Origin of the sequence: Nocardia sp. N2S4-5, from assembly GCF_044628355.1 — a bacterium.
Classification (GTDB): Bacteria; Actinomycetota; Actinomycetes; order Mycobacteriales; family Mycobacteriaceae; genus Nocardia; species Nocardia wallacei_B.
The window spans coordinates 7,279,964-7,302,917 of sequence record NZ_JBIUPM010000001.1; the positions used below are offsets into that span (position 1 = coordinate 7,279,964).

Genomic DNA, 22,954 nt, shown 5'->3' on the forward strand with positions numbered 1-22,954 from the left:
GGAACTCCCTTGTTTCTCGACGATGGGGACAATTGCGCGCACAACTGAGGGAACGGACGTCCCTCACGCGCTCGGGCCACAGTAACAGCGACCGCGACCCGGCGCACTACCAGCGGAAATCGGTCGCTGAGCCGTGGTGGGCGAGAATCGGCGGCACCTGTCTTTTCTGTCCGGAAACTCACATTAGTAGCGCTTTCGATAGCAAAGCGCTCTTGCTATCGGTGTGGAATTACAGCTTTCCGAGCTGCGACTGTTGGGGAGCATGTGGCTGATGTGGTGACGTCGGATGTCGCCGCGTAGCGAAAGTCAACCGTCCGGTACCTACCCGCGCGGATTCGTGTGACCGCAGGTACCCCATGCCCGCAGGTCCTCGCCACGCCCGACGCGCCGGGCCGTCATCGCGGAAACCGGCCATGTAGGGGGAGAACCGGGTCCCGGTCGGCGTGTTCGAGGTGACTATCGGTCTTTAACTGGCCGTATAGGTGATCGGCGTCATAAAGTGTTGCGCGTTGGAAAGTTCCGTTGCTGGGGGTGGCAATGGCGCTGTGGGTGTCAACGAACGTCGGAAAGCAGGTTCTATCTCTATGCGCGTAGTTCGCAAGCTGGTTGCCGGTGCGATGATCGCCGGTGCTGCTTCGGTTATCGGTGTGCTGGGGGCCGGGTCCGCGAATGCGGTCGCGGTGACTCCGCTGCCGGGCGGGGTGCAGGTCGACCTCAATCACGGGGACACCCAGTGGGTGCACCAGTCGCACATCGGCCAGGCGATCTCCGGTCTGCCGCATCCGTCGGCGTCCTCCTTCGGGAAGGCGCTCGACGCCGCGTCGGGGCTGTCGTCGCAGTTCCCGGACGGCCGGGTCGTGTTCACGGTGTACGGGCCGTTCGATCAGTTGAACGGCACCATGCTGGCGCTGCAGTAGTTTCAGCGCCTCCGCGTGGAGCTCCATCCCAGGATCGTGTCGGCGCCGGTCGATTTCGGCGCCGTCCGAACCGAATTCGGGCTGGCCTCGGATTATCCGTCCGAGGCCGTCTCGGAGGCCCGCGGCGCGGTCGACGCGTTCGCGGGCATCCGGGCCGATCGCACCGACATCCCGCTGGTGACCATCGACCCGCCCGGCGCGCTGGATCTGGACCAGGCGCTGTATCTCGAACGCACCCCCACCGGTTTCCTGCTGCAATACGCCATCGCCGACGTGGGCGCGGTCATCGTCCCCGATGGGGCGCTCGCCCGGGAATCGCTGTCCCGGGGTCAGACCTTCTATCTGCCCGACGGCACCGTGCCGCTGCACCCCGAGGTGCTGTCGGAAGGCTCGGCGAGCCTGCTTCCGGACCAGAACCGGCCCGCCGTGCTGTGGACCATCGAATGCGACGAACTGGCCGAGCCGCAACGGGTTTCGGTGCGGCGCGCGTTGGTGCGCTCCCGCGCCCGGCTGGACTACGCGGGCGTGCAGGCCGACGCCGACGCCGGACGTCCGCATCCCTCGATCGCCGCGCTGCCGGAATTCGGGCGGCTGCGCATCGAGGCCGGTCTCGGCCGCGGCGCGATCGGCCTGCGACTGCCCGCGCAGACCGTGGTGCGCGACGGCCACGACCGCGCGCCCGACGACGCCGCGCGCTGGCAGCTCATCGTGGAACCCCGCACCGCGGCCGACGACTGGAACGAGCAGATCTCGCTGCTCACCGGCATGTGCGCGGCGCGCATCATGCTCGGCGGCGGCGACGCCGAGCCACTCGGCCTGCTACGCACCATGCCCGCCCCGCCGCGCGCCGCGATCGACTCGCTACGCCGCACCGCCACCGCCCTCGGGCTGGACTGGCCCGACGACGCGCCCGTGGGCCGTCTGCTCGCCACACTGGAGGCCGACTCGCCCGCCGCGCTCGTGCTGATGTCGGAGGCGACCGGCCTGCTGCGCGGCGCGTCCTACACGGTGCTCGCCGGTGAGGTCCCGGATGTGGTGCAGCACAGCGGAATCGGCGCACCCTACGCCCACGCCACGGCACCGCTGCGGCGGCTGGGCGACCGCTACGTCGCGGAGATCTGCCTGGCCCGCAGTGCGGGAACGCCGGTCCCGCGCTGGGCGAGCGAGGGCCTGACCGCCGTCGCCGACTCCATGCGCCGCAGCGACGCCCTGGCCGGCAAGCTCGAACGGGCGTGCCTGGACCTCACCGAATCCACCGTTCTCGCCGAACGCGTCGGCACGGAGTTCGACGCCGTCGTCGTCAGAGAAGCCAATGGTTCCCGGGCCTCGGAAATCTTCGTCGCCCAACCACCGGTACTCGCCAAATGCCTCGGCGCGCCCCCGGAAGGCCGGCACGTCCGAGTCCGGCTGATCACAGCCGACCCCACCACCCGCACAGTCACTTTCGCCTTCCCGGAGGACTGACGGCCCGGATCCCGCGGTCTTGCCGAGCGGAACCCCGGGGGACGGATCAGAACTCGACAGCAGCTGTTCCTACAGAGCTACACCAGCCCACGATGCGAAGCTGACCAGAGTCTCCGACTGCCGTCGCTGAGCCGACGCGATCCCGTGCAACGTTTCCCGCACCGACGGATGCAAGCGAGTCTGCTGCGGAGCTATCCGCCGCGCCAGGTTCAGCGAGTGGAGTGCTTTGTCCGGTTGCCCGATCAGCAACCAGGCTCGGGCCACGTCTTGCCAATGGTGACCGGCCCGTGGCGGTGCGATCTCCTCGGGCAAAGCGAGTGCTGACCCTTCACGGGCGGCCTTGTCGGGATTTCCGGATTCCAGCGCCACCGCTACAGAGTGGATGCCGACGTTCGCAGGTCCGAAAAGCGTCCCGTACAAGTCGGATTCGCGGTCGAAGCCATGCGCCAGCTGACGCGCGCTCTCTATGTGATCAGCGGCCGTGTCAGCCGCGAAGCCACGAGCGGCGACAATCGCGCCGCACAGATGCGCGTAGCCACGCACTGCGTTCGCTCGCTCGGTGTCCCCCTCGATCAGGTCCAGCCCATCCTCTACAAGCCGCATACCAACGTCATTCGCGTTGTGGTACATCAAGACTCGTGCCCGCTTCACCCTGGCTTGAGCGACGTACAGCGAATCATCGGAGCCTTCAGCGGCCCATTCGAGCCGATCCAGAACCACAGGCGCCAGCGCGGTAAATCCGAACCGGCGGCATAGTCTCTCAGTCGTGACGTACGCCGCTGAGAGCAGCGTGAACACCCGGCCGCGTTCCGAGTCGGTTTGTGCGGCGTGTAACGCGCCGTACAGCTGCCGGATAAGTGCAGGGATACGTTGAAGCGCGATTCGGCCCTTGTCGTTGCGATAAGCCGCGTCTATGCCCTGCATCTCCGTGGCCAGTTCAGCAACGGGAGAGGGCTCGACCGGGCGAACATACGTGCCTTCTGCCAGAATCGAACGCAGTTCCGCAATACCCTCCAGCGGGCCGCCCTGCTCCAGGACGTCATAGAAAGGCGTCTGCGTCAGGTACTCGGGCTCGACATGTAGCGCCTTCGCCGCCGCGGCGATGAACGCAGGGGAGGCAGGCTCCCGCCCTTGCTCTACAGCACGGACCATGGACAGGCTGTAGTTCGTTCGTTGCGCGAGCTGTACCTGTTTCAGGCCGGCGAGCTTGCGCTCGGCCGCTATCCGCTCACCGGTTGTCGTCACTGTCATCCACTCCAGCACGTCGGGAGGTAACACGCTCTGACCTCGAGCGTACCGACGACTCCATTCCCGCGAAACCTGTCATCGCACTGTCACTCAACGGTTCTCGGCGGTCCTAGCGTTGGTTTCGGCGTTATAGAGGGGTTGTAGTCCGACAAACGGGAGGGGAGCACCGAACTATGAGATTTCGGCCGACCGCGCTGGGTTGGGTGGATCCGGAGGCGTCCGACGCGCTGATGTGGGACCGCGCTCAGGTGCAGCGATTGGCGCGGCATCTCGGCTACTTGGTCATCTGGCCCGAGCCATCGCTCATCCCACTCGCCGACCAGGTGCGTGCCGCTGACGTGGACGTGGTGATCACGCCGTCACCGCAGCACCTGAGCCCGCTCGAGGTGAATGGGATTCTGTACGTCGCGGAGATCGAAACTATCTCTCCGCGACTGAGTTTCGCTCGCTGGACGCCGATCCGTGAAGGGGTGTTCGCATGACGAACGACCCCGCGGCGTCCAGGCGGGAACTGTCCGCGCTCTGGTGGACACACGACGCACCGGTGGGTCCGCTGACACCTGACCACGCCCACACGATCACGCAGATGCATGTGGAGTGCCGCGTGGACGACTGCCCCCGCAAGCGGGCCGCGTTCCGGACGCTGGTCGAAGCCGGACGGATCAAACCGGACTCGGGCCGCACCCGATAGGCTCCGCACACCGGTACAGCCGACGCGAGGGGAAACAATGAGCGACGAACAAATGGGATTCGATATCGAATTCGATGACACGACACAAGCGTTCTTGAAGTGGGCTACTCCGGAACTCATGGAGTCGCAAGTCAGGGCGTTCTTGAAAGAAACCGTTCCGGGTATCGCGGATTACTCTGATGAGTGGTGGAAACGGCCCTTGTTGCTCCGAATCCTCGAAGCATCGAAACGGATTTTCGGTGACTGGTCCGATTTCATCGCGCCGGAGAACCGCGAGAGCGCCGATCGGTTCGTGAGATTAATCGGTGAATGCTGCATTAGGCAGCACCCCAAAATGACATGGACGAAAGACACTGACTACGGAACAATGCCACCTTTGTTCGCCGAATTCGGCCCGGCAGTGCACGACGCCGCAACTGACGATGGGGTGTCAATGAAATCGATCGTGGAATGGCTGTTCGATGACGACGGGCCGCGCATGGTCGAGTTCAGTATTCGAAATGCCGGGAAAGCTATCTGATTCAACCCACTCAGGGGGGAGCAGTGCCGGATGAGTACGATGCCGCACGTCGGAATCTGTCGAACTATGAGCGCGGTCTATATTTTGAGCTCGGCCGCGCTCATGTTCGAGGTGAGACGCCGGAACGAGGGTGGGTAAGGCAGTTCGTAATCAAGGTCGGTCGAAATAAGCGTGTACTGGATTCCGCACGCACTGAAGGCCGGGGCGCGAGAAGCGTCGAACGAAAATCCGGAAAAATAAACGAACGCGAAACCCGACAACAGCTGAAGGTAGAGCGTGCAGCGCTCGAAACCGGTCAGCTTACGCATAGCGGCTGGGAAACCGTAGCGGGAGAGAGGATGCCCGCCGCGGTACTCGCGGATATACGCGCCATGCAGCGGGATTTCCCCGGGAGGTTCCGCCACGAAGTAATTTCTCGCGCGGATGCACTTCGTGCAATTGAAATTGGCCGGTCGCTCGTCTCCAAGCAGCTCGAACTGGTGCGAGCGTATGAGCTGGACCGTGCGGACCGAGCCCGGAAACGGCTCGCGAATATTCGGGAGATCGTACGCCAGAGGGAAGCTAAAGCGAAAGAAGAACGGGAAAGAGCGGAGCGTGAGCGAAAAGTCCGGGAGGAGCGCGCACGACTTCAAAGGGAAGCGGCTGACCGAGTGGCGCGCGAGTTCGCGGAGAAGTACCGCGCATTATTGTCTCGGGATCGGGAGCCGAACGAGGGCAATTCGGCACGGGCGCGGGAGGAAGCCGCCGCAGCCGAGAAGTTGAAGCAGAGGGAACGTGACGAGGCCGATGAGAAGGCGCGGCAAAAACAGCGTGAAGCAGCCGACCGGCTCGCGGAGCACGCGCAGCGGGCACGCGAAGCGGCGGCCAACAGACAACCCGGCGATATGGTCCGTGAGGTAGCCGACATAATGCAGGTCAGTCGGCCCACAGCCGGAATCGAATCACCGCACCGAGAGCCGCCACATGCAGGTCACACTCGCGGCCACAGGGAAGAGCGGGGACGAGAGCGCGATGGACAAGAACGTACCCGCGACTAAGCGCCGCGTTCCCGGCTCCAAGACGGCACGCCGAGAGCCGCTGCCGCACTTGGGCTTTGGCCCGCCGCGACAATCGTTATCGCGCCGCCGCGCGGGCCGAATCACGGACGAGCCGCGTTCAGTCCGGGGGTTCAGGGGTACGCATGCCCTGGGCCACCGAACCCCCGGCGACGTCCGAGGAGGTCCCCAGTTCCTCGTCGTAGCTGTCCGGCGAACCTTCGGGAATGTCGACGGCATCGATCTCGGCCGGTTGTGTGTCCTCCGGGGGCGACGGCTCGGACTCGGGTTGTTCCTCGGCGAGCCGGTCGCGCAGTGGGCGATCGTGGGCTTCCTCCCAGGGCGTCGTGCCGTAGCGGTCGGCCTCGGACCAGCGTTCCGGGGGATCCATGCCCGCTTCCAGCGGGTCGGACTGCAGACGGTCCTCGTCGAGATCCTCCGCGCTGTTCAGCGCACCGGGATCGGTTTCCACCGAGTCGGGTGCGCCGGTGTCCTGCGGCGGGTCCCAGGTGTCTTGCGGATCGGTCATGACTACCACCTCCGTGTTCGGTCTCGGCGCTCCGGGCGATTCACAGAATGGGCCGTCCTCCGGTGACGGCGAGGCGAGCGCCGGAGATGTAGCTGCCCTCGTCGCTCGCGAGCAGCACGTACGCGGGCGATCTTGCCGAACTCGGCGACCGCGGTGTCGATCAGCGCCTGGCAGTGCGCGGGGTCGGAGACGTCACCGGCCATCGGCACGGCGGTGCGCCCCGCTTCCCGCACCAGCTCGGCGACCTCCTTGGCGTCGTCGTGCTCGTTCAGATACGAGATCAGGACGTCGGCGCCCTCGCGGGCGAAGGCGATGGCCACCGCGCGCCCGATACCGCTGTCCGCCCCGGTCACCACCGCCGCCTTGCCGGTGAGCTTGCCGCTGCCGCGATAGCTGTGCTCGCCGCAGTCGGGCACCGGCTCCATCGCCGACTGCACACCGGGAACGTCCTGCTGCTGCTCGGCGAATCCCATCCGCTCGCTCCCTCCATCGTCCGGCAAGCACCTACTACGCACTTGCCCTTACACCGCGGCGCTACCCGGCACGCAAGCGGTGAAACACGCACCGCCCGACACTCGGCCTCACCTCGCAGCGTCTCGGCGGCAGCGTCCGGGCGGGGTGTCCACAGCCGGACTGCCGCAGTAGGGCAGCGAGATGTACGTGCAGATCGGCGTACGCGTGGTAGGCGGGCGCCGGCCCCGAAGCTCAGCGACCGTACTTGTGGCGGAGGAACTCGGCGGCCGCAGGGTACTGGTCCAGGGCCTTGCGGGCGGCGTCGGATTCGGCGTCGTAGAGGCGGTCGTAGTCGGCTGTGACGACGCCGCGGGTGGAGGCCGCGGCGGCGCGGGCGCGGATGGTGGTCATCGCCTCGATCGCGTCGCGGTGGTCGCCGAGGACGGTCTGGAGTTTCTTGGCGCGGGCGGACAACTCCTCGGCGGGACGGTTCAGGACCGGGACGGCGGCGTCCGCAGAATACCGTAAACGCTTGGCGGCCTTGCGGATCTCGTGCAGATGCTCGACGCGGTCGGCGGGCTCGACCGTCTCCTCGGCGCGCACCATACGGCGCACCCGCCGGAAGTCCTCGCGCAACACGGCGGAGAACGATCGGGTGGCGTCGGCACGGGCCCGTTTACCGCGCAGCGGCGGATCGCGGCGCAGCGCCTTCAGCCGTTTCCGCAGCCGCCGGTAGCGGTCACCGTCGAGGGCGCGCAGCACCTCACGATGGGCTTCGGCGTACCGGTGACGTTCCACGGTCACCAGGCGGCGGCAGACGCGCCGCTGCTCGCCGGACTGCTCCTCGGCCAGCGCCGCGAAACGTTCCGCGCGCACCTCGGCATCGCGCGCCACTCCGAGCAGCCCTGCGAGCCAGCGCAATTCCTCGCGGATCTCATCGATCCGCTTGCGGTGGAAGGCTTCCCGATACGATCGCAGCACGCTGCGCAGCCGCCGGGTCGCGACGCGCATCTGGTGCACCGAGTCGTGGGCGTCGGCGCGGACCTCGGGTTCGGCGGACAGCAACCGGTCCACGTCCTGGTCGAGAGCGGCGCGGAGCGCGGGGCCGGTTGCGGTGGTCATCAGGTACTCCGGAACTTGTCGGTGGCTTCCACCAGATGGTGGGTGATGCCCGGCTCGCTGGCGGCGTGCCCGGCGTCGGCGACGATGTGCAATGTCGAATTCGGCCACGCGCGGTGCAGATCCCAGGCGCTCACGGCCGGGCACACGATGTCGTGGCGGCCCTGCACGATCACCCCGGGAATGTGGGCGATGCGGTCGATATCGCGCAGCAGCTGGCCGTCGTCGAGGAAACCGCCGTGCACGAAGTAGTGATTCTCGATGCGCGCGAACGCCAGCGCGAACCGGTGCTCCGCGGTCTCGGCCACTCGATCCGGTTGCGGCAGTAGCGAACTCGTCGCCCCTTCCCAGCTGGACCAGGCCACGGCGGCCGGGACGAAGACTTCGGGATCGGGGGAGTGCAGCAGTCGGTGATAGGCGCTCACGAGATCTCCCCGGCGTTCGGATTCCGGCACCGCGGCCAGGAACTTTTCCCACTCGTCAGGATAGACGTAACCGGCGGCGCCGTTGTAGTACCAGTCGATCTCCTTGCGCCGCAACAGGAAAATGCCCCGCAGCACCAGCTCGGTAACGCGATCGGGATGGGTCTGCGCGTAGGCCAGCGCCAGCGTCGAACCCCACGAACCGCCGAAGACCTGCCAGCGTTCGATGCCCAGATGCGTGCGCAGCTTCTCGATGTCGGCGACCAGATGCCAGGTGGTGTTGGTCTCCAGGCTCGCGCCGTCGGCGACGTGCGGCACGGATCGGCCGCAGCCGCGCTGGTCGAACAGCACGATCCGGTAGGCGCGCGGATCGAAGAACTGACGGTGGAAGGGCGCGGTGCCGCCGCCGGGACCGCCGTGCAGGAACACCACGGGTTTTCCGTCGGGGTTACCGCTCTCCTCCCAGTACAACTGCTGTCCGTCGCCGACATCGAGCAGGCCCTCGCGGTACGCCCGCAGCGACGGGTACAGCGTGCGCATCAGAACGCGATCCCCGCCGCGAGGTCGGGCAGTTCCAACGCCTGTAGCGCCTGACTGCGAACGTCGGAGCAGGTGGTGGAGGTGATGCGGTCGACCACCGACTTGTCGCCGAGGATCTGCATATTGATGCCGCCGTTCAGAGCGGCCCACTCGTGCACGGTGATGTTCAGCGCCACCCGGCCCAGCGTGGGACCCTGCACCCGCCAATCCGAGAGCTGTGGCTGGATCCGGTCGCACAGCTGCTTGGCGACCTGATCGGGGACCTCGACCGGACCCTGTGCCTTACTCGACGTGGCCGAGCCGCTGGCGCGCGCCGCCGTGGAGGTGACGGACCCGCTCGACCCGGCGGGCTCGGGCGATCCGGTGGTACCCCCGCCCCCGCATCCGGCAATCAGTGCGACGGCGGCCATCCCGGCCGCCCCCAGCGCTCCGCGAGTCATCCAACGGCTCTGCGACATCAGTTCCCTCTGCTCGTTCCGTGCTCGGTCGGACTTCGAGTCTGCCACCGATCACCGACCGACGTCGTCCCCGTCGCGGAGAGCAAGCCCGCCCCGCCCCCGTCCACCAGCACAGCGGCGGCACGCCCCCGGTGAACCGGAAACGTGCCGCCGACAACCTCAGAAGCTGTGTTCAGGAGCCGGGAACACCCCGCGCCGGACCTCGTCGGCGTAGGCGGCCGCGGCGTTGCGGAGCTGATCGCCGAGCTGGGCGAAGTGCTTGACGAACTTGGCGGTCTTGCCGCTGGTGTAGGCCGCCATGTCCTGCCACACCAGCACCTGCGCGTCGCAGTCCACGCCGGCGCCGATGCCGACGGTGGGGATGGTCAGCTTGCGGGTGACCTGACCGGCCAGTTCGGCCGGCACCATCTCCATGACCACCGCGAACGCGCCCGCCTCCTGCACCGCGATGGCGTCGGCGACGAGCTGCTCGGCGCCGTCGCCGCGGCCCTGCACGCGGAACCCGCCGAGGGTATTGACGCTCTGCGGGGTGAACCCGATGTGCGCCATCACCGGGATGCCGGCGGCGGTGAGCCGCGCGATGTGCTCGGAAACCCGTTCGCCGCCTTCGAGTTTCACCGCGTGCGCGCCGCCCTCCTTCATGAACCGGGTGGCCGAGGCCAGCGCGAGTGCGGGGGAGGCCTCGTAGCTGCCGAACGGCAGGTCCGCGACCACCAGCGCGTGCGGCGCGCCCCGCACCACGCCGCGCACCAGCGGGACCAGCTCGTCGATCGTGATCGGCACTGTGGTGTCGTAGCCGTACACCACGTTGGCGGCCGAATCGCCGACCAGCAGCACGGGAATTCCGGCCTCTTCGAACAGTTTTGCCGTGGAGTAGTCGTAGGCGGTGAGCATGGACCACTTCTCGCCCGCGGCCTTCAGTTGCTGCAGGTGCTGTACTCGCGTCTTCCGGCGGGAAGTTGTCGGTGCGGCGCCATAGGCAGCGGTTTCGGCGGACCTTTCGGATGCGGACATCATCGTCCCTTTCGTCGTCTCCTCGAGGCCCGTACGGGTCCCCGGGTTGTCGTGACTCGTCCATTGCGGACCCGTCCAGTGTGCCACCGGCCGGACACCCCGTTTAAGGCGTGCCGACCATGCAATTCATCACACAGGTTCGTCTGGTTGGATCGTTCGCATGCCCTTGTCGCGAACCGGCCGTCTCGTAGCCGCGGTGGCCCTGCTGTGTGTGGCCCCCTCGGTGGTCACCGCCTGCTCCACATCGTCGAACAACGAGACGACCACGCCCTCGGCGGTGACGCCGTCTCCGGCGAATCTGGAGAAGTTCTACACCCAGGCGCCGGAGTGGAGCAGCTGCGACAACTTCGGCGACGCGACCGACCGCTTCCCCAAGACGGCCGAGTGCACCCGGGTCACCGTGCCGGTCGACTACGCCCGGCCCGACGGCGCGACCGCGCAGGTCGCGATCTCCCGGATCAAGGCGACGGGCCAGCGCATCGGCTCGCTGCTGTTCAATCCGGGCGGTCCGGGCCAGCCGGGACTGTGGATGTCGCAGCAGGGGCAGGACACTCCGCTCGCGGACCGCTTCGACCGCATCGGGTTCGACGTGCGCGGCGTCGGCGCATCCACCCCGTTGATCTCCTGCATGACGGCCAAGGAATGGGACGACGAACGCGCCGAACCGCCGAAGGACAACAGCCCCACCGGCATCACCGCGGCCGAGGACGAGAACAAGCAGTTCGCCTCCCGCTGCACCGAGCGCACCGGCAACGACTTCCTCTCGCACGTCGGCACCCGGGAGGTGGTGCAGGACATGGACGTGATCCGCGCGGTGCTCGGCGACGAGAAGCTCAACTACGTCGGCTATTCCTACGGCACTCGCTTGGGCTCGTCCTACGCCGAGAAGTTCCCGGACCGGGTGCGCGCCCTGGTGCTCGACGGCGCGTTGGACCCGGATGCCGATCCGGTGCAGGAATCGGTGCAGCAGGCGGCCGGCTTCCAGCAGGCGTTCAACGAATACGCCACCGATTGCGCGCGGCAGCCGGACTGCCCGCTGGGCGCGGACCCGGCCCAGTCCGTGGCGCGGTTCCAGGCCTTGGTCGGCCCGCTGTGGGACCGTCCGGCGGCCACCGACGACGGCCGCCCGCTCACCTACGGCGACGCGATCACCGGCGTACAGAACACCCTCTACGCCGAGGACAACTGGAATGTGCTGAGCGCCGGGCTCTCCCAGCTCGCCACCGGCAAGGGCGACATCCTGCTGCGCCTGGCCGACCTCTACGACGGCCGTCGCCAGGACGGCACCTACGACAACTCCCAGGACGCCTTCATGGCCATCCACTGCGTCGACGACCCGGCCGTGAAGGACCGCGCGGTGGCCGACAAGCAGGACGCCGAGTACCGCAAGGTCGCCCCCTTCCTCGACGACGGCCACGCGAGCGGGCAGGCGCCACTCGAGCTGTGCGCGTTCTGGCCGGTGCCGAGTTCGTCCACCCCGCACAACATCACCGTGTCGGGGTTGCCGAAGACGGTCGTCGTCTCCACGACCCAGGACCCCGCGACCCCCTACGAGGCGGGCGTGAACCTGGCCAAGGAGCTGAACGCGGCGCTGATCACGAACAAGGGCACCCGCCACACGGCGTTCCTGTCGGGCGGCGTGCCGTGCGTGGACGACGCGGTGATCAGCTATCTCACCGATCTGACCGAGCCGCCGGCCGGTCTCACATGCGGTTAATTTGCCTGACAATGGCTATGTAACACGGATTTAACGCCGGGTGCTTACGCTCGCGCGTATGGATCGCCAGAAGGAATTCGTGCTGCGGACGCTCGAGGAGCGGGACATCCGCTTCGTACGACTCTGGTTCACCGACGTGCTGGGGTACCTGAAGTCGGTCGCGATCGCGCCCGCCGAGCTGGAGGGCGCCTTCGAGGAGGGCATCGGGTTCGACGGTTCGGCCATCGAGGGCTTCGCCCGCGTGTCGGAGGCCGACATGGTCGCCCGGCCCGACCCGTCGACGTTCCAGGTGTTGCCGTGGGCGTCCAGCAAGGGACATCAGCACTCGGCGCGCATGTTCTGCGACATCGCGATGCCCGACGGCTCGCCGTCGTGGGCCGACCCCCGGCACGTGCTGCGGCGGCAGCTGAACAAGGCCGGCGATCTCGGCTTCAGCTGCTACGTGCATCCGGAGATCGAGTTCTTCCTGGTGAAGGCCGAGATGGACAGCAAGGGCGACCCGGTGCCGGTGGACAAGGGCGGCTTCTTCGACCAGGCCGTGCACAACGAGGCCCCGAACTTCCGCCGCCACGCCATCGACGCGCTGGAGTCGATGGGCATCTCGGTGGAGTTCAGCCACCACGAGGGCGCGCCTGGCCAGCAGGAGATCGATCTGCGCTACGCCGACGCGCTGTCGATGGCCGACAACGTGATGACCTTCCGCTACCTCATCAAGGAGGTGGCCATCGACGAGGGCGTGCGCGCGACCTTCATGCCCAAGCCGTTCGCCGCACACCCGGGTTCGGCGATGCACACGCATATGAGCCTGTTCGAGGGCGAGCAGAACGCCTTCGCCGACCCGGACGATCCGAACAACCTGTCGGAGACCGCGCGGGCGTTCATCGCGGGCATCCTCGAGCACGCCAACGAGATCAGCGCGGTCACCAACCAGTGGGTCAATTCCTACAAGCGCCTGATCCACGGCGGCGAGGCGCCGACGGCGGCCTCCTGGGGCCGGTCCAATCGCTCGGCGCTGGTGCGCGTGCCCATGTACACGCCGAACAAGCAGTCCTCGCGGCGCGTCGAGATCCGCAGCCCCGATTCGGCCTGCAACCCGTACCTGTCGTTCGCGGTGCTGCTGGCCGCCGGGCTGCGCGGGGTCGAGAAGGGCTACACGCTGCCGCCGGAGGCCGAGGACGACGTGTGGTCGCTGACCACGGCGGAGCGTCGCGCCATGGGCTTCAAGGAACTGCCGGGCAGCCTGGACGAGGCGCTCAAGGCGATGGAGCGTTCGGAGCTGGTCGCGGAGACCCTCGGCGAGCACGTGTTCGACTTCTTCCTGCGCAACAAGCGCCGGGAGTGGGCGGGCTACCGCGCGCAGATCACGCAGTGGGAACTCCAGGAATACCTCGATCTGTGAGGTAGGTGTCCGGTCGCGGCACGAACTGAGAACACTTTCTCCGTTCCCGGGGATGTGTCCTCGGCGGCCGCTGCCGACCCTGTAATTTGTGGGGCATGGTACGGCCACCGACTGCCCGTTCCGCGGTGCCCGGCGCCGGTCGGCTCGGGCTGCTCGAACCGACGGCCGCCGATTCGCTGCGAGAATTGGCGTGGGACAACGTAGAAAGCATTCCGCTGCTGTGGGCGCTGTCGCGCGCCCCCGATGCCGACCTGGCGTTACTGACGCTGGTGCGATTGCGCGAACAGCTCGGCCCCCGCTGGAACGAACTGGACGAGGCGCTACGGAGCGAGATCTCCTTGCGCGGCCGACTGTTCGCGCTGATCGGGTCCTCCAGCGCGTTCGCCGACCACCTGGTCGCCGAGCCGGACACCTGGAAACTATTGCGCCGCGGGGAATTGCCCGCGCCCGCGGAACTCGTGGCGGATCTGCTCGATGCCGTCGAGGCCGTACCCGGACCCCACACCACCTCTACGTTGTATCGCGCATCCATCGCGGGTCCCGAGGCAATCGCGTTGCTGCGCAAGCGATATCGCGATCAGCTGATGTTGCTGGCCGCCCACGACCTGGCCGCCACCGTGGAGGACGAGCCGGTCCTGCCGTACCAGCAGGTCGGCCGCCATCTCACCGATCTGGCGGACGCGGCGCTGACCGCGGCGCTGTCGGTCGCGGTGGCGCGGGTGTGCCCGGACGGTCCGGTCCCGGTGCGGCTCGCGGTGATCGCGATGGGCAAATGCGGTGCGCGCGAACTGAATTACGTCTCCGACGTGGACGTGGTGTTCGTCGCCGAGCCCGCCGACAACACCGCCACCCGGCTGGCCGCCGAGCTGATGACGGTCGCCGGAAACGCCTTCTTCGAGGTGGACGCCGCGCTGCGGCCGGAGGGCAAGGCGGGCGCCCTGGTACGCACCCTCGAATCCCACCTCGCCTACTACAAGCGGTGGGCGCGCACCTGGGAGTTCCAGGCGCTGTTGAAGAATCGGCCCGCCACCGGTGATCTGGAACTGGGCGAGCAGTACCGGGCCGCGGTCATGCCGATGGTCTGGAACGCCTCGGAGCGGCCGGATTTCGTCGCGGACGTGCAGACCATGCGCCGCCGCGTCGAGGACCTGGTCCCGGCGGACCTGCGCGAGCGCGAGCTGAAGCTGGGCCACGGCAGCCTGCGCGACGTCGAATTCGCCGTGCAGCTCCTGCAATTGGTGCACGGCAAGGCCGACGAGTCGCTGCACGTACAGGGCACGGTCGAGGCGCTGACCGCGCTGGCCGCCGGCGGCTACGTGGGCCGCGACGACGCCGCCAACCTCACCGCCTCCTACGAGTTCCTGCGCCTGCTCGAGCACCGGCTGCAACTGCAGCGGCTCAAGCGCACCCACACCCTGCCCGCCACCGACGACGAGGAGGGTATGCGCTGGCTGGCGCGCGCGGCGCACATGCGTCCCGACGGCCGTCAGGACGCGGTGGGCGTGCTGCGCAGCGAGATCAAACGCAACGGGCTGCGGGTGCGACGCCTGCACGCGAAGCTGTTCTACCGGCCGCTGCTGGAGTCGGTGGCCCGGCTGGACGCCGCCGCGCTGCGGCTGAGCCCGCAGGCCGCGGTGCGGCAGCTCGCCGCGCTCGGATACGCCGCGCCGGAGAACGCCCTCGGTCACCTGAAGGCACTCACCGGTGAGATCGGCCGCAAGGGCCGCATCCAGGCGCTGCTGCTGCCGACGCTGCTGGAGTGGCTGGGCGAGACGCCCAATCCCGATCAGGGCCTGCTGGCCTACCGCCGGATCTCGGAGGGCCTGGAGTCGCAGACCTGGTTCCTGCGCGAACTGCGCGACGAGGGCGCCGTCGCCGAGCGGCTGATGATCGTGCTCGGCTCGTCGGCCTACCTGCCGGACCTGCTGATCAACGCCCCCGAGACGATCCGCATGTTCGCCGACGGGCCGACCGGCCCACTGCTGTTGTCGCCCAAGCTCTACGACGTGCGCACCGGCATCCTCGCCGGCGCCGCCCGCTACGACGACCCGAAGCGCGCGATCGCCACCGCCCGCTCGCTGCGCCGCCACGAACTGGCCCGCGTCGCGTCGGCCGATGTGCTCGGCATGCTCGAGGTGCCGCGGGTGTGCAGCGCGCTGTCCTCGGTGTGGGTGGCGGTGCTCGAGGCCGCGCTGCTGGCGCTGATCCGGGCGAGCGAGGCCGAGTCGGGTGCGCCCGCGCCCGCCGACATCGCGGTCATCGGCATGGGCCGGCTCGGCGGCAAGGAACTGGGGTACGGTTCCGACGCCGACGTGCTGTTCGTCTGCGACCCGCGGCCCGGCGCGGACGAGACGGTCGCGGTGAAGTGGGCGATCGGCGTCGCCGAACAGGTGCAGCGGCTGCTGGGCGCGCCGAGCACCGATCCGCCGCTGCAGGTCGACGCGGGCCTGCGCCCGGAGGGCCGCAACGGGCCGCTGGTGCGCACGCTGGGCGCCTATCAGGCCTACTACCAGCAATGGGCCCAGCCGTGGGAGGTGCAGGCGCTGCTGCGCGCCCATCAGATCGCCGGAGATCAGGAGCTGGGCGTGCGGTTCCTGCACATGATCGACAAGGTGCGCTATCCCGAGGGCGGGGTGTCCGCGGAGGCGGTGCGCGAGATCCGCCGGATCAAGGCCCGGGTCGACTCCGAGCGGCTGCCGCGCGGCGCCAATCCCGCGACCCACACCAAGCTGGGCCGCGGCGGACTCGCCGACATCGAATGGACCGTGCAGCTGATGCAGTTGCGCCACGCCCACGAGGTGCCGCAACTGCACAACACGTCCACGCTGGAGTCCCTGGACGCCATCGAGCGCGCCGACCTGCTCGGCGCCGACGACGTGGAACTGCTGCGCGACGCCTGGCTGACCGCGACCCGCGCCCGCAACGCCCTCGTCCTGGTTCGCGGGAAGCCGGCCGACCAGTTGCCCGGCCCGGGGCGCCTACTATCGGCTGTCGCCAAGGTCGCCGGGTGGCCCAACGACGACGGCAGTGAATTCCTCGACCACTACATGCGCGTGACGAGGCGGGCCAAGACCGTCGTGGAGCGCGTGTTCGGGAGCTGAGGGCGGGGTCGGCGTATCCGGGCGTGGGCCCGTCGACCTGCGGGAATCCCGTTCCCGGGTCGCCCGCCGGTCACGGGTGGATCACGGTGTGGCACAACGCATAAACCCATTGCGGGAACACCGGCGGGGGAGTATCCGTTGAATTACGTGCGCGTTGCGCCGTGGGATTCATCCTATGATTCAGGTGGATACCGATCCGGGGGAGTGCCTCGCCGATGGGACCGTGTTGTCGCGGTGTCGTCGCTTCAGGCACTACCGACCGGAACGTTTGTTCTGCATTCTTGTGGTGCGGGACGCGATCATCGGGAGGACGGACATGACGAGGATGTTCGTGGGCGTATGGCCGGGGGCTGTGCCGTGCCCGAACTGAACTCTGCCGTCGCCGGCTACCGGCGCACCTACCGGGACGCGGCGCTGTCGCCCACTCGCGCGGTCCGGGTGCCGTTGATCGTGGTGCTGGTGCTCGTCGGCGTGGTGCTGGTGTACGCGGCCGACCGGGCGTCCCGCGAGGGTGTGGATCACGGCTGGTTCGTGGCCGTGTCGCTGTCGGGCCTGTTCGTGGCGCGCGGGCTGCACCTGCGGCGGCCGATCACGCTGCCGCATTTCACGGTGGCGGTCCTGGTGCTCGGCGTCTCCAACGTCACCTACCACAACGGTCACCCCGGCGTCGGCTTCGTCTGCCTGGCGTCCACCGGGTTCATCCTGATGCTGCCGCAGAACTCGCGCCCGCAGCCCGATCAGCAGTACCGGGTGGCGGCACTGGTCGATCGGACCGTCGGCGACCCGCTCGCGCCCTTCGCCCTGCATTCGGCGAAGTCGTACTTCTTCAACGCCAATTCGACCGCGGCCGTGGGCTATCGGGCCCGATTCGGCATCGCGGTCGTGGCCGGCGACCCGGTCGGCAATCGCGCCGAGTTCCCCGCCCTGATCGGCGAGTTCTCCGAGTTCGCGATGAACCACGGCTGGCGCATCGCGGTACTCGGCGCCAGTCCGGAGCTGACCGAGCTGTGGCGCGGACGGGCCGTGGACCATCACGGGCTGCGGGCCATTCCGATCGGCCGCGACGTGGTGATCGACGTCGAGCACTTCGACATGGTGGGCCGCAAGTTCCGCAACCTGCGCCAGGCGGTCAGCCGCACCCGCAACTTCGGGGTGACCACCGAGATCGTCAAGGAGATCGAGATCGGCGCGTCGCTGCGCTCGACTCTGTTCGACATCGTGGACGAGTGGGGCAAAGGCCATCAGACGCGCGGCTTCTCGATGATTCTCGACCATCTGCTCGACGGGCGGCATCCCGGCATGCTGTTGGTCATCGCCCGTGACGCGGACGACCGGGTGGTCGGCTTCCAGCGCTACGGCGAGTCCAACGGCGGCACCGAGCTGAGCCTGGACGTGCCGTGGCGTCGCAAGGACGCCCCCAACGGCCTGGACGAGCGCATGATCGTGGACTTGGTCGACTACGGCCGCGACAAGGGCGTCCAGCGCATCTCGTTGGCGTTCGCGGCCTTCCCCGAGCTGTTCGCCGAAAAGGAACGCACCCGTTCCCGCCAGGCCGTCTACGTCGCCGCCCGCACCCTGGACCCCCTGATCCGCCTGGAATCGCTGTATCGCTTCCTGCGCAAGTTCAACTCCTTCGGCGACGACCGCTTCGTCCTCATCCGCTGGCGCGAAATCGTCTTCACCGCAGCGGCTTTGCTGACCCTGGAGTTCGTTCCGCACCGCAGGCAGGACTGAGCGGGCGGCGAGAACTCAGCTTCCGAACAGCAGCAACCGCCGTCGGCGAGCCGCGCGTTCGGCGGCTTCGTCCGCGACGGCCGCGGCTTCCGTTTCCGAAGCCCCGCCCCGAATCGCCTTCTCGTACGCCGCGGTCCGGGCCTTCTCGAGCTTGGCCGTGCGCCCTCGCCGGATGGCATCGAACATCCCCACCGCCGCCTCCTCTATCTCCTGCCCCGTGTCTCGGAGCGCCTGATTCTAGAATGCCAACCGGCACCTACAATGCGTGTTCTGATTCTCGCAACCGGGTGGACAATAACCCGGGACAGCGCGCGCTGCAGAATTCGGGAGACCGTCCAGGTTTCCCGGAGGTGGCGAATCTCCAGGCTGCCGAACCGAATTAGTCTCGAAGTGTGCTGTACGGTCGAGATAAAGAGCAGAATGTGCTTGTTGCCCTGGTGGATCGTGCACACACCGGACGTGGTGCGGTGGTCAGCCTGCGCGGAGAACCCGGGATCGGCAAAACCGCGCTCTTGGACCACCTTGCCGCCGCGGTTTCGGAGACGTCGGTGCTGCGAGCCACGAGTGCCGAAGCCGAGGCCGACTTCGGTTACGCGACGTTGCACCAATTGCTCCTGCCGGTGCTGGACCGGGTCGACCGGTTGCCTGCCCCGCAATCTTCGGCACTCGGAGTTGTGTTCGGCCTGGCCGCGGGCCCTGCGCCCGAATCCTTTCTGGTAGGTCTCGCGACGCTGTCGTTGCTGTCGGAACTGGCCTCCGGTCGGCCGGTGGTGTGCTTGGTCGATGACGTCCAGTGGATCGACCGCGCGTCGGCGCGGGTTTTGGAGTTCGTAGGCAGGCGGCTGGACTCTGAGCCGATCGTGCTGGTGCTGAGTTCCAGGACGAGCGAGCAACCGTCCCTCGTGGTGTCGGGTGCTGTGGACATGCCGTTGGAGGCGTTGGAGCGTGGAGCCGCGATGCGCCTACTGTCCGAGCGGACACGGTCGCGGCTGTCGCGGGCGCAGCGGGAACTCGTTCTGGAGGCGACGGCAGGCAATCCACTGGCAATCATCGAGTTGCCTGTCGGTGCAATTCCGCACGGCCCATCGCTGTCGGCGCCCGTGCTGCTGGCGGACACGTTGCGCGAGGCCTTCCTTGCGCGGGTGCTGCGGCACACTCCACCGGTGCGGCGGCTGCTGCTCCTGGTTGCGGCCGCAGGCCACATCCGTCGCGATCTCCTGGCGCCGGCGGCAGCCGAATTCGATGCGGCTCCAACGGCAGAACTCGGCACGCTGGACGAACTCATCGAGACGGACACGGGGGCGATTGCCTTTCGCCACCCCCTTATCCGCGCGGCCGTCTACCGCGGCGCCGCCGCATCGGATCGGCGCGCTGCGCACCGTGCACTTGCTGCGGTGCTGACTTCGGCCGCGGACCTCGTACGTTGCGCGTGGCATCTGGGACAGGCGGTCGATGGTCCGGACGACGAAGTGGCCGATCGGATCGATCGGGCGGGCCGCGGCATCCAGGTCAGCACGGCAACCGCGGCGGCGCTGCTCGCCCGAGCAGGCGACCTGAGTACCGGCGGTCCCCGTCGTTACCAGCGGTATCTCGAATCGGCTGTGGCGTGGTTCAACAGCGGTGACTCCGATCGAGCGGCACTTATGCTCGAATTGATCGACAGAGAAGGGCCGCCCGAGGAGTCGTTGCGTCGCGACGTCCTGTGGCTGCGCTCGTTGATGGAGTTGCACACGGGGACGCCGAGCGACGCGATGGCCATGCTCGGCCCGCTGATGCCGGCGATCGTGGAAGCCGATCCACAGCAGGCGATTCTGTCGTTGATAGTCTGGGAAGAAGCCAGCTTTCACGCGAACCTGCCCACCGAATGGTCGGGACTCGCGGAGATCGTCGAGCGATTGTCGCTCTCCGACAACAGCTCTCACGATGCGCTCCTCAGACTGTTCCGCGGAGCATGCCGCGCCCGGACGGGGCGACCGCACAAATTGTCCTCCGCCGACCTGGATGCCGTGGAGGCGTTCACCGATCCCGCCATGCTGCTCGGGGCCAGTGGAATGCTGAGAAGCCTGGGCGAGCGAGACCGGGGCCGACGACTGAACCGGACGGCCGTGCGGCACGCCCGGGACACCGGAGCGGTCATATTTCTGATCTGGGCGCTGGAGCGCTCGGTGATCGACGACATCGCCAGTGGGCGCCTCCGCTCCGCGGGGGTCTCCGCGGAGGAGGGGCATCGCCTCGCCGACGAGATCGGGCTGAGCAACGCGAGTTGCTGGTACCGCAGCACTCTGGCTCTGCTTGCGGCGCTGGAAGGACGAGATCAAAACGCACGTGACCTTGCCAATGAGGCCTTGGCCGAAGCAATTCCCCGCCGCCTGGCGGTCGTTGTCACCACCGCCAGGCGCGCCCTGGGGCTGATCGACCTGGTCGCCGGCCGACCTGATTCGGCACTGACATATCTCCAATCACCGAGCGATTTCGTTCATCCAGGGGTCATTCTGATGTCCGCACCGGAGCTGGTGGAGGCTGCCGTTCAAGCCGGCAAACGCGACCTCGCGACCAAGACTTTCGCGTCGCTTCGGCAGGCCGCGTCGACCGGCGCACCGGAACCGAGCGCACTGGTGGCGCGGTGCGAGGCATTGCTCGCCGAGCCCGAGGATGCTGAAGGTGCCTTCGATCGTGCCCTCGAACTGCACGGATACGGTGACCAGCCGATAGAGTCCGCTCGGACTCGGCTGCTGTACGGGGAGTACCTGCGTCGGCGCCGCCGCCGGACCGAAGCCCGCCGCCCATTGCGGGAGGCATTCGAGACCTTTCAATCGCTGGGTGCCTCGGCGTGGGCAGATAGGGCTCGTGCCGAGTTGCGTGCGGCCGGGGAGATTGTGGAGGACCCGGCACGCTCGAGTGAAGTCGAGGTGCTCACGCCCCAGGAGGTGCGCATCGCGCAGGCCGTTGCGCAGGGCTACACCAACCGCGAAATCGCCGCTCAGATGTTCCTCGGTGCCCGAACGATCGACTACCACCTGCGAAAGATCTTCAACAAGTTGGACATCCGATCGCGCGCTGACCTTATCGGGGTCATCCTCACCGGGCGACAACGGTGAGCGTCGACCGTTGGATCGGTGGTCTTCTCGGTTCCCGACGATGCCATCTGGACGGTGTCGGGCGCAGGTGTCAGATTTTCGGTGGTTCGTCGGCGCTGGGGTCCTGGGCGGTGGTTATGGTGGGTGGGGTGGTGGCCACGCTTACGGCGGTGTTGTCGGGGTCGGGGATGCCCGAAGGGTGGCGGAATCCCTGGAAGGCGCCGTAGCTGCTGCCGTTCTGAGGATTGTGTGGGTCGAGGGGGAGGAATTGGCCGTTGTCGACGTAGCTGACGGTGCCGTTGTCGACGACGATGAGGGCGCTGTGGTTGGACCACTGGACGATGTCGCCGGTTCGGAGCTTGTCGAGATCGTTGACGATGGTCCAGCGGTGGTCGCCGGTCGATTCGCCGGGAGTGCCGGCGTAGGCGGCATTGGCGTCGGTCGCGCCGTCGTGGAGCTGGCGGTTGAGAGCCTCGGCGACGGTTGTGGGGACTTGCTGGGTGACGCCGTCGCGAATGGGGAAGTCGACCATGGTGCCAGGAGAGTTGACGGGCGGCGGGCTACCGTTGCCGGTGGGTGGGCTGACAGCGGCGGGTTGCGCGCCGGCGACATTGGGGTCGGTCGCACCGGGTTGCTGAGCGTAACCGGCCTGCTGGGCGGTGACGGTCTGCTGTGATTGCGCGCCCGCCTCGTACGCGGCCTGCTCGCGTTCGTTGATTTCCTCTTCGCTGGGCTTGTCTTCGTCCTTGTTGCCGCCGAGCAGATTGCCCGCGCCGCCGAGACCGCCGGAGAGCATGGTCGTCAGCATGGGCAGGATGGAGGTGAGTCCGCCGAGCGCGTCTCCACCGCCGCTGCTTCCGCCGGTATTGGTGGCGGGCGCTTGGTAGCCGGCGGGCGTCGCGGCGACGCCACTACCGGTGGCGCCGATGGGTGAACCGTCGGCGGTGACGAGGCCGCTCTCGTCACCGGTGAGGGCGCTGCCGTCCTCACCCGTCAGGTCGAGATCGCTGAACAGGTTGCTGAAGTCCTCGTCGCTGGATGTTGATGTTGGAGACGGAGATGGCGGCGGGGAGGGAGACGGAGATGGCGGCGGGGAGGGAGACGGAGATGGTGACGGGGAAGGAGATGGAGATGGTGACGGGGAAGGAGATGGCGACGGCGACGGGGAGGGCGCCGGGGACGGCGCGGGTGCCGGTGGGCCGATGTCGAAGGGCAGTTCGGCAACGGTGTCGACGTAGGAGACGACATCGTCGCGGCAACCTGCGACCGCTTCCCGGATCAGGTTGTACAGCGCCCTTTCCTCGATCACGTGCTGGATTCCGGGTTCCCGCAGCGCTTCTTGCAACCCGGCCGCTGTTTGCTTTTCGTCGGCGAGATCCTTGGTGATCTGGGCACGGTCCGCTTCGGATTTCCTGAACTGCGCTTCGGTCCAGGCAATCTCCTGGGGGTCCAGAAACTTCATACTCTTCCACATGTTCTCACGCACCGTCTGGATCCGGTCCCACATGTTCTTGTAG

Annotated in this window: 19 protein-coding genes and 1 pseudogene; 12 read left to right on the forward strand and 8 right to left on the reverse strand. The window is 67.7% G+C overall.

All coding sequences use genetic code 11. From position 1 onward, the window contains the following. The first annotated feature begins 584 nt into the window (after positions 1-584). Positions 585-917, forward strand: coding sequence for a hypothetical protein (locus ACFMRZ_RS33750; RefSeq protein ID WP_400182253.1), 333 nt, complete (start codon positions 585-587; stop codon positions 915-917). A gap of 15 nt (positions 918-932) precedes the next feature. Continuing rightward, positions 933-2,381 carry an RNB domain-containing ribonuclease gene (locus ACFMRZ_RS33755; protein WP_400182254.1) on the forward strand — a complete coding sequence of 483 codons (1,449 nt, stop codon included), beginning with the start codon at positions 933-935 and terminating at the stop codon, positions 2,379-2,381. A 69-nt stretch (positions 2,382-2,450) separates the two neighbouring features. On the opposite strand, the gene ACFMRZ_RS33760 is transcribed toward ACFMRZ_RS33755, so the two are convergent. Continuing rightward, positions 2,451-3,644 (reverse strand): multiprotein-bridging factor 1 family protein, encoded by a 1,194-nt coding sequence (locus ACFMRZ_RS33760; RefSeq protein ID WP_400182255.1) that lies wholly within the window; start codon positions 3,642-3,644, stop codon positions 2,451-2,453. A 158-nt stretch (positions 3,645-3,802) separates the two neighbouring features. Here ACFMRZ_RS33760 and ACFMRZ_RS33765 point away from each other — a divergent pair, with 158 nt between their 5' ends. From ACFMRZ_RS33765 to ACFMRZ_RS33780, 4 genes are read left to right on the forward strand one after another with little or no spacing between them, the layout of a single operon-like run. Then, a complete protein-coding gene (locus ACFMRZ_RS33765) occupies positions 3,803-4,111 on the forward strand; it encodes a hypothetical protein (RefSeq protein ID WP_400182256.1) in 309 nt (102 codons plus the stop codon). Next, entirely contained in the window at positions 4,108-4,320 is a 213-nt protein-coding gene (locus tag ACFMRZ_RS33770) for a hypothetical protein (RefSeq protein WP_400182257.1), read from the forward strand. The genes ACFMRZ_RS33765 and ACFMRZ_RS33770 overlap by 4 nt, the downstream gene beginning before the upstream one ends. Before the next feature lie 37 nt (positions 4,321-4,357). Continuing rightward, on the forward strand, positions 4,358-4,840 hold the full coding sequence (locus ACFMRZ_RS33775; protein WP_400182258.1) for a hypothetical protein: 483 nt from the start codon (positions 4,358-4,360) through the stop codon (positions 4,838-4,840). 23 nt (positions 4,841-4,863) lie between these two features. Next, positions 4,864-5,877 carry a hypothetical protein gene (locus ACFMRZ_RS33780; RefSeq protein WP_400182259.1) on the forward strand — a complete coding sequence of 338 codons (1,014 nt, stop codon included), beginning with the start codon at positions 4,864-4,866 and terminating at the stop codon, positions 5,875-5,877. A gap of 118 nt (positions 5,878-5,995) precedes the next feature. Here the strand turns inward: ACFMRZ_RS33780 and ACFMRZ_RS33785 are convergent, their stop codons facing one another. The 6 genes and pseudogenes from ACFMRZ_RS33785 to panB all read right to left on the reverse strand — a co-directional run bounded on the left by ACFMRZ_RS33785 (position 5,996) and on the right by panB (position 10,409). Further along, the gene (locus ACFMRZ_RS33785; RefSeq protein WP_400182260.1) at positions 5,996-6,403 is read right to left on the reverse strand and encodes a hypothetical protein; all 408 of its coding nucleotides are present in this window, start codon (positions 6,401-6,403) and stop codon (positions 5,996-5,998) included. 128 nt (positions 6,404-6,531) lie between these two features. Beyond that, a pseudogene (locus ACFMRZ_RS33790) lies at positions 6,532-6,876 on the reverse strand (SDR family NAD(P)-dependent oxidoreductase); the annotation flags it as partial. 232 nt (positions 6,877-7,108) lie between these two features. Next, positions 7,109-7,978, reverse strand: a complete 870-nt coding sequence (locus tag ACFMRZ_RS33795; protein ID WP_400182261.1) for a CHAD domain-containing protein — start codon at positions 7,976-7,978, stop codon at positions 7,109-7,111. Continuing rightward, a complete protein-coding gene (gene pip, locus ACFMRZ_RS33800; RefSeq protein ID WP_400182262.1) occupies positions 7,978-8,937 on the reverse strand; it encodes a prolyl aminopeptidase in 960 nt (319 codons plus the stop codon). Before pip ends, ACFMRZ_RS33795 begins: the two co-directional genes overlap by 1 nt. After that, positions 8,937-9,395: a hypothetical protein gene (locus ACFMRZ_RS33805; protein WP_400182264.1), complete on the reverse strand. Its 459-nt coding sequence runs from the start codon at positions 9,393-9,395 to the stop codon at positions 8,937-8,939. Before ACFMRZ_RS33805 ends, pip begins: the two co-directional genes overlap by 1 nt. Positions 9,396-9,554: 159 nt before the next feature. Further along, positions 9,555-10,409, reverse strand: coding sequence for a 3-methyl-2-oxobutanoate hydroxymethyltransferase (panB, locus tag ACFMRZ_RS33810; protein ID WP_400182265.1), 855 nt, complete (start codon positions 10,407-10,409; stop codon positions 9,555-9,557). A gap of 160 nt (positions 10,410-10,569) precedes the next feature. Here panB and ACFMRZ_RS33815 point away from each other — a divergent pair, with 160 nt between their 5' ends. The 4 genes from ACFMRZ_RS33815 to ACFMRZ_RS33830 all read left to right on the forward strand — a co-directional run bounded on the left by ACFMRZ_RS33815 (position 10,570) and on the right by ACFMRZ_RS33830 (position 18,360). After that, positions 10,570-12,126, forward strand: coding sequence for an alpha/beta hydrolase (locus ACFMRZ_RS33815; RefSeq protein WP_400182266.1), 1,557 nt, complete (start codon positions 10,570-10,572; stop codon positions 12,124-12,126). A gap of 58 nt (positions 12,127-12,184) precedes the next feature. Then, on the forward strand, positions 12,185-13,525 hold the full coding sequence (glnA, locus tag ACFMRZ_RS33820) for a type I glutamate--ammonia ligase (protein WP_400182268.1): 1,341 nt from the start codon (positions 12,185-12,187) through the stop codon (positions 13,523-13,525). Positions 13,526-13,620: 95 nt separating this feature from the next. Continuing rightward, positions 13,621-16,626 carry a bifunctional [glutamine synthetase] adenylyltransferase/[glutamine synthetase]-adenylyl-L-tyrosine phosphorylase gene (locus ACFMRZ_RS33825; protein ID WP_400182269.1) on the forward strand — a complete coding sequence of 1,002 codons (3,006 nt, stop codon included), beginning with the start codon at positions 13,621-13,623 and terminating at the stop codon, positions 16,624-16,626. Between the two features lie 357 nt (positions 16,627-16,983). Then, positions 16,984-18,360, forward strand: a complete 1,377-nt coding sequence (locus ACFMRZ_RS33830) for a bifunctional lysylphosphatidylglycerol flippase/synthetase MprF (protein ID WP_400182270.1) — start codon at positions 16,984-16,986, stop codon at positions 18,358-18,360. Positions 18,361-18,375: 15 nt separating this feature from the next. Here ACFMRZ_RS33830 and ACFMRZ_RS33835 read toward each other — a convergent pair whose 3' ends face one another. Then, entirely contained in the window at positions 18,376-18,552 is a 177-nt protein-coding gene (locus tag ACFMRZ_RS33835; protein ID WP_280275957.1) for a hypothetical protein, read from the reverse strand. Between the two features lie 200 nt (positions 18,553-18,752). Here ACFMRZ_RS33835 and ACFMRZ_RS33840 point away from each other — a divergent pair, with 200 nt between their 5' ends. Further along, the gene (locus ACFMRZ_RS33840) at positions 18,753-21,458 is read left to right on the forward strand and encodes an AAA family ATPase (protein ID WP_400182271.1); all 2,706 of its coding nucleotides are present in this window, start codon (positions 18,753-18,755) and stop codon (positions 21,456-21,458) included. Between the two features lie 905 nt (positions 21,459-22,363). Beyond that, complete coding sequence (locus ACFMRZ_RS33845; RefSeq protein WP_400183032.1) at positions 22,364-22,675, forward strand: hypothetical protein; 312 nt, start codon at positions 22,364-22,366, stop codon at positions 22,673-22,675. Positions 22,676-22,954: the final 279 nt, after the last annotated feature.

Coding starts and splice junctions, on each gene's coding strand:
- ACFMRZ_RS33750 (WP_400182253.1), top strand. CDS start 585: ATGCGCGTAGTTCGCAAGCTGGTTGCCGGTGCGATGATCGCCGGTGCT.
- glnA (WP_400182268.1), top strand. CDS start 12,185: ATGGATCGCCAGAAGGAATTCGTGCTGCGGACGCTCGAGGAGCGGGAC.
- ACFMRZ_RS33785 (WP_400182260.1), bottom strand. CDS start 6,403: ATGACCGATCCGCAAGACACCTGGGACCCGCCGCAGGACACCGGCGCA.
- ACFMRZ_RS33765 (WP_400182256.1), top strand. CDS start 3,803: ATGAGATTTCGGCCGACCGCGCTGGGTTGGGTGGATCCGGAGGCGTCC.
- ACFMRZ_RS33845 (WP_400183032.1), top strand. CDS start 22,364: ATGGGTGAACCGTCGGCGGTGACGAGGCCGCTCTCGTCACCGGTGAGG.
- panB (WP_400182265.1), bottom strand. CDS start 10,409: ATGTCCGCATCCGAAAGGTCCGCCGAAACCGCTGCCTATGGCGCCGCA.
- ACFMRZ_RS33795 (WP_400182261.1), bottom strand. CDS start 7,978: ATGACCACCGCAACCGGCCCCGCGCTCCGCGCCGCTCTCGACCAGGAC.
- ACFMRZ_RS33815 (WP_400182266.1), top strand. CDS start 10,570: ATGCCCTTGTCGCGAACCGGCCGTCTCGTAGCCGCGGTGGCCCTGCTG.
- pip (WP_400182262.1), bottom strand. CDS start 8,937: ATGCGCACGCTGTACCCGTCGCTGCGGGCGTACCGCGAGGGCCTGCTC.
- ACFMRZ_RS33770 (WP_400182257.1), top strand. CDS start 4,108: ATGACGAACGACCCCGCGGCGTCCAGGCGGGAACTGTCCGCGCTCTGG.
- ACFMRZ_RS33775 (WP_400182258.1), top strand. CDS start 4,358: ATGAGCGACGAACAAATGGGATTCGATATCGAATTCGATGACACGACA.
- ACFMRZ_RS33825 (WP_400182269.1), top strand. CDS start 13,621: ATGGTACGGCCACCGACTGCCCGTTCCGCGGTGCCCGGCGCCGGTCGG.
- ACFMRZ_RS33805 (WP_400182264.1), bottom strand. CDS start 9,395: ATGTCGCAGAGCCGTTGGATGACTCGCGGAGCGCTGGGGGCGGCCGGG.